The organism is Ligilactobacillus acidipiscis DSM 15836 (assembly GCF_001435755.1).
GTDB lineage: Bacteria > Bacillota > Bacilli > Lactobacillales > Lactobacillaceae > Ligilactobacillus > Ligilactobacillus acidipiscis.
The window spans coordinates 1-5,762 of sequence record NZ_AZFI01000132.1 but is presented as its reverse complement, the minus strand read 5'-3'; the positions used below and the strand labels follow the sequence as shown (position 1 = coordinate 5,762).

Here is a 5,762-nt window from a genome sequence, read left to right as displayed (position 1 = left end):
TGGGCCATCAACACTATTTGACAAAGTCCCGTTTTTTTACAAGCACTAAAAAAACATGACCTCCAAAGGAAGCCATGTTATGTTTAATTATCTTTTTTAATATGAATGATGTTGGTTCCAGTACTTCTGAGCATTGGTCCATGAACCATAGCGACCTTGAACGTATTCGTTAGCTACACGATCTTGGTTAGCTTTTGAATAGTCACCGCCCAATTTATCTGCAGAAAGTTGGTATGCACCAGTATAGATACCGTTTTTTGCACTGTAGTTGCCGCCGGATTCTTTAAGTATAATAAATTGACGTGCAGCTGCTTCGGAACCGGATAATAATGAGCCAGAATTATTATTGCTTTGGGCTACTGTTTTTTGTTGTTGTGGCTGTGCCGCAGTCCCTTGGACAGGGGCTGTTGTTTGCGCTTTTGGCTGAACCTGATCCTGTCGTTTTGGAGCAGACACTTGAGCTGGAACAGTCTGTTGGGTTTGTTGAACAGGTGCCTGTGCTTGTTGCGGCTGTTCGATAACTTTAACATTACCGTCACCATTAATGTCAAGCTTTTGTCCAGGAAGAATAAAGTTAACATCAGCTAATTTATTAGCTTTTTCGATTGCTGCAATTGTTGTGTGATTCTTAGCAGCAATATCTGAAACTGTGTCACCTGCTTTTACGGTAACTGTATCGGCGTTAGCAGCAACTGATCCTGCAACAAACAAACCTGCAGCAGCTGTAACTGAAAGTAAAGTATTTTTGATATTTCTATTCATGATCTGTTGTACACTCCTATAATTACGTTTTATTTGGCGACAAGTTTCTAGAAGACTCATCGAGTTCTGTAACAATCAACATCACCTAGTATAGCTAACCAATGTAACAATAAAATACCAAGAAAATTACTAATCTACGTCATTTTGAAAAATTCCCATTTTTTTGCAATATTTAGTAATATTCCTTTCAGCATTTGTCGCGCCCATAGATCAAAGCCTTTTAATATCAAGCTTAAACACTTTATTTCGTTTATGACAAAATTTCAATACATGTCAAGCAATTATTACAGAAAAAAATCAAAAAAGCCATTTTTTCGTAAAATTTCGCCTAAAAGCTTCTTGACTACACCTTTTTTGCTAAGAAAAAAGACTCAACTTAGACCGGAAATCAATTTAAATTCTTACGATCACAGGTAATTTTTACTAAAAAAACTCCTCTACTAGCAAGATATGCTCGTTATTATGACATATCTTCTATGAAAGGAGTTTTTGTGAATGAAAGTTACTGAATGCTCATGAAGTAAATGGATTGTAAAACCTACCACCATTCACTTGAAACAACAAAATACCTAGAATGATCAAAATGATCGTCGTAATGATCAAGACATGATCAAGTTTAGTCAGTGGACGAAACATATACCAAGAACGTTTTTTCTGCGTACCAAAGCGACGCAAACGCATTGCCTGTGTCGTTACTTCGATCCGGTCAAGAGATGAAAAAACAAGTGGGATCAAGATCTGGGTGCTGCCCTTGATCCTGTGCCAAACATTTGCCTTCTGAGAAATTTCTAGTCCACGTGCTTGCTGAGCCAGACTGATCTGCCTAAACTCCCGAATAAAGTCTGGAATATAACGTAAAGACAACTCGACATCATAACAGATCTTATATGGGATCTTAAGTCGATTCATACCTGCGGCCAATTCAGAGGGATCGGTAGTGAATAAAAAAGCTAAGATCAACGGCACGATAAAAATATATTTTAAAGTCATATTAAATAAGTAGAAAAGTTCCTCCAGTGTTAGAGCAAAAAAACCGCGCCCCAACAGCACATGGCTGGTACCATAAATTTCTGTACCATAGCGCGGACTAAAAAGATAAACCAAAACCAAGTTAAGCAAGGTAAAGCCAATGATGGCATACACTAAGCTCCTGATCTTACGCCATTTTAACTGCGCTGCGTAAAAGAAAACCAAAGCAAAAATCGTCAGCAAAATCAAATAGCCTGTATCATAACTGACCATCCCGATCGCTGAAAGTCCCAACAAAATCACAATCTTGGTCGTCCCCGACAAACGCTTGATCCAGAGGAGTTTTGCTTGTGAGTCTTCTTTGATCTCAGGATCTGCTTGCATCATATCTTCCCCTTTCATACGCGCTAAATTTTTCGGCAAAAGTGATGGCATCATTGATACCAGCCTTCTTTGCCAATTCTTGTAAACTTAGTTTCGACAAGTGAGCCCGTGAGATCAATGCAGGATCTGTCAGAACTTCTGCCGGAGCTGCGTTGGCCAATAATTGTCCCTCATCCAAGACCAGCGTTCTGTCATCATAGCTCATCATCAAATTCATGTCATGAGTGACCATTAAAACCGTGACTGCTAATGAACGGTTCATGTCTCGTAAGAAATCCATCATTTTCGCATAATGTGCCAAGTCTTGCCCCGCAGTTGGTTCATCTAAGATCAAGATCTGTGGCTCAAGTACCAGTACAGATGCAATTGTGACCCTCTTTTTTTGACCGAAACTTAAAGCAGAAATTGGCCAGTTACGAAAAGGATACAAGCCGGTAACGTGCAATATTTTTTCGACACATTGGACTTGCTCATCTTCTGAGATCCCCCGTAACTGTAATCCTAAGGCTACTTCCTCAAAAAACATCGTTTTGGAGATCATCTGATTCGGATCTTGCAGAACATAACCGATTTTTTCGGCCCGTTCTTTGACAGACAAGAGATCTAATAGCCGGCCACCTAGTTTTAACTGCCCAGACTGGGGGTTAAAAAACCAGTGATCAAATTGATCAATGTCGTTTTACCAGTCCCATTTTGTCCTACCAAAGCAACCATTTCTCCCTCGTTGATCGAAAAGTCAAAATTTTCAAAAATCAGCTTTTTATCTGGGTACCCAAAAGTTATCCCCGCCCCCGTTAAAAGTGGTTTAGGTTGAACTTTGACTGGCTTTTTTGGTAACTGTTGCTGCCAAGCAACTAATTTTTTTTGTGCAGTTTGGTCAAGTTCAACTACTGCCAATCATCCAAAGAAACAAGTGCACTAACGTCCACACCAGCATCTTTGAGGGCTGTCACATAAAGCGACTCTCTTAAGCCGTTCGCTAGCAGCACATCACTTTGCAAAATAGCAGTCGGCTGGTCATTTGCAATGATCTGACCATCTTTTAAAACTACAATACGATCAAAGGATACTTGGAGCGCTTCTTCGATTCGATGATCGATCACGATCACAGTCAAACCGCGCTCTTTTGCTAAACGATCCAACAATTCCATCGAGACTTTTCCTGCAGCAGGATCCAAGTTAGCTAAAGGTTCGTCTAATAATAAAATCGGTTCATCATCGATCAAAACACCCGCTAAGGCAACACGTTGTTTTTGCCCACCAGATAATTCCTGTGGTTTTTGCTTTAACAGCTCAGGCATCTGTAAGATCTCGGCCCACTGCGCGACACGCTGGTGCAGTTCTGCAGCAGGACGTGCGTCATTTTCAAGCGCAAAAGCAACATCTTCTGCGACAGTGAGGGCAACAAATTGTGCATCAGGATCTTGTAAAACAGTACCAACTTCAAATGACAGAGCTGTCAGATCAAGTTCAGCCAGATTTTTACCATCGATCATGATCTTTCCCGACAGCTCACCTGGAAATTCTTCTGGGAGCACACCGTTTAACAAGTTACCCAAGGTTGATTTTCCCGACCCCGAAGGTCCAGTGATAAGGGCCCTTTCGCCGGCTTGAAGCGCCAAGTTAATATTTTTTAATGTCGGTTCTGTCTGATTTTGATATTGAAAAGTAACATTTTCTAATGAAATCATCGGTGTTATCGCCATAAGTTATTCCTTCGTTAATTTTTTGTTCTGTGTTTGTGTTTTGCCGTATGCGATCAGTAATAATGTAGCTACTACGCCAATAGCAATCGAGTTGGTCAAAGTAGCAACGATCCCTTGCAAAAATACCTTCCCAGCTGGCTGCGAATAGATCCAAATGTCGCCTAAAGGAGCGATCACTCCCCAGCACACGATGTTAGCTGCCACCTGTAGCACGTTAAATTTGACCAATTTAGCGGTCGTCAACGGTTCTTGTTTGACCTTTAAGAAATTGCGCGAATAGCCGATCACAATTCCAAATAAGGCATCGGCAATGATCCATGACCACCAAGGATCTCCCCAAGTCAAGTCAGTAAAAAGATGTGCAAAAAATGCAGTCAATCCACCAACTGCCGGCCCAAAAATTGCGCCTAGGAAAGCCAAAAAAGCCTCCCCTAAATCGATCGTAGTATTAGGAACACCTGTCGGGATAGGCAAGAAACGTTTTAAGACAAAAACGATCGCGATCCCGATCCCTGTTGCAACCACTGCTTGCACTGAAAGTCCTTTAGCTCCTTTTTTACCTGCCATGTACAATTCCTTCTTTCTGTAAAATAGAAACGATCCAAGTCCATCCTAGCAGTCAATACCGACTCGCAGTTAATAAATAGCCTAGTTAGCGTTTTGACTGTCGGAAAACTGTTAAGGGCTGATACATTTATAGTAGAAAAATGTTTAACAAGTACTTTAACGTATGCTAATTCCGTAAGAAATGAAAAGGATCCAACCTGCCTACTTGACAAATTGGATCCCCTTATGCAGCTCACAGAGACGTGCGACCGTGTTACCACTCTGCTTCAAAACAGACTCGCGCCTGTTTTCTCCCCCAGTATAAACTGGCGGGATAATGGACCGACCACCATAGTCTTACTTGTGCTCGACTATGAGAAACTCCCAAACCATCTTCAGCAGCTAGGAGAACGGCTCGCAGCAAACGCCGTCTTTCTGAACTCCCACACGACCTACTCATTCGTTCAACACTTTTCTTCTAATAAAGATATTCTAACTGAATCTACTGATAAGTCAAGACAACTTTACGGGAAAGACGAACAAAATTGGTTAAAGTCCAGCACAGTAGCAGTTAATTCTTATCATATTTTACTTTTGGCGTACTGTTCTTGGTAATATTTTCGCATTTGACCAAACCCTGCAAAAACATGGTCAGCCTGATGCTGGTCTAACTGGTAGTAAGGATACTTAATAGCCCATGTTTCTAAACCTGCGCCTTTTGCCGCTTGGATCCCAACTGGACTATCCTCAACTGCCACACATTCTGTCGGCTTTAAACCTAATTTTTGCACGCTTGATAAATAAATATCCGGCGCTGGCTTGTTATTCGTAACATGTTCTCCGCTTAAAACTGAGCTAAAATACTGACCAAAATTACATTCTCTGATCATCCTTTCAATTCCCGAGATATAGCCGGCAGAAGCCAAGGCAATCGTTTGACCATCATTTTTAATATCAGACAGAAATTCCGGTACTTCGGCATTCAAGTACTTAGGATAGTCGATCATATGCTGATCACGATACTTTTCAAATAACGGGCGTAACTGGGCACGTTTACTATCAACAGGCACCAGTTTTTTCCACCCATTATCAGCAGAAAGTCCGACAATATCAGTAATGCTGGAAACTGCGGGCTTTTCCCCCATTTTTTTCAAAAACTCCAGTTTTAGCCGATAAAAATATCTTTCACTATCGACCAGTACTCCATCCATATCAAAAATAAAAGCCTTCATTTAACCTTCCCCTTAATTTCTTTATTCATCTTGATATTACAATAACTGAACGTATGAAACAACGACAAATAATTAAATTTACCGGCAATATAGCAAAAGTCTTGAAATAAAGATACAAGCTTGCCTATAATTGTAATACGCGTGGTGCTAGTTCGTCATAAAA

At 40.8% G+C, this 5,762-nt stretch carries 5 protein-coding genes and 1 pseudogene; all 6 read right to left on the bottom strand.

All coding sequences use genetic code 11. The features are described 5' to 3' along the window. Nucleotides 1-96: 96 nt before the first annotated feature. Nucleotides 97-762, bottom strand: coding sequence for an aggregation-promoting factor (gene apf / locus FC65_RS08330; RefSeq protein ID WP_056972295.1), 666 nt, complete (start codon nt 760-762; stop codon nt 97-99). Nucleotides 763-1,275: 513 nt separating this feature from the next. Next, the gene (locus FC65_RS08325; protein ID WP_056972294.1) at nt 1,276-2,115 is read right to left on the bottom strand and encodes an energy-coupling factor transporter transmembrane component T family protein; all 840 of its coding nucleotides are present in this window, start codon (nt 2,113-2,115) and stop codon (nt 1,276-1,278) included. Further along, nucleotides 2,099-3,821: pseudogene (locus FC65_RS12845) on the bottom strand (ABC transporter ATP-binding protein). The gene FC65_RS08325 and the pseudogene FC65_RS12845 overlap by 17 nt, the downstream one beginning before the upstream one ends. A 3-nt stretch (nt 3,822-3,824) precedes the next feature. After that, a complete protein-coding gene (locus FC65_RS08315; protein WP_010499172.1) occupies nt 3,825-4,388 on the bottom strand; it encodes an ECF-type riboflavin transporter substrate-binding protein in 564 nt (187 codons plus the stop codon). A gap of 253 nt (nt 4,389-4,641) precedes the next feature. After that, on the bottom strand, nt 4,642-4,827 hold the full coding sequence (locus FC65_RS11855) for a hypothetical protein (RefSeq protein ID WP_156408607.1): 186 nt from the start codon (nt 4,825-4,827) through the stop codon (nt 4,642-4,644). A 121-nt stretch (nt 4,828-4,948) separates the two neighbouring features. Then, entirely contained in the window at nt 4,949-5,599 is a 651-nt protein-coding gene (locus FC65_RS08310) for an HAD family hydrolase (RefSeq protein WP_010499160.1), read from the bottom strand. Nucleotides 5,600-5,762: the final 163 nt, after the last annotated feature.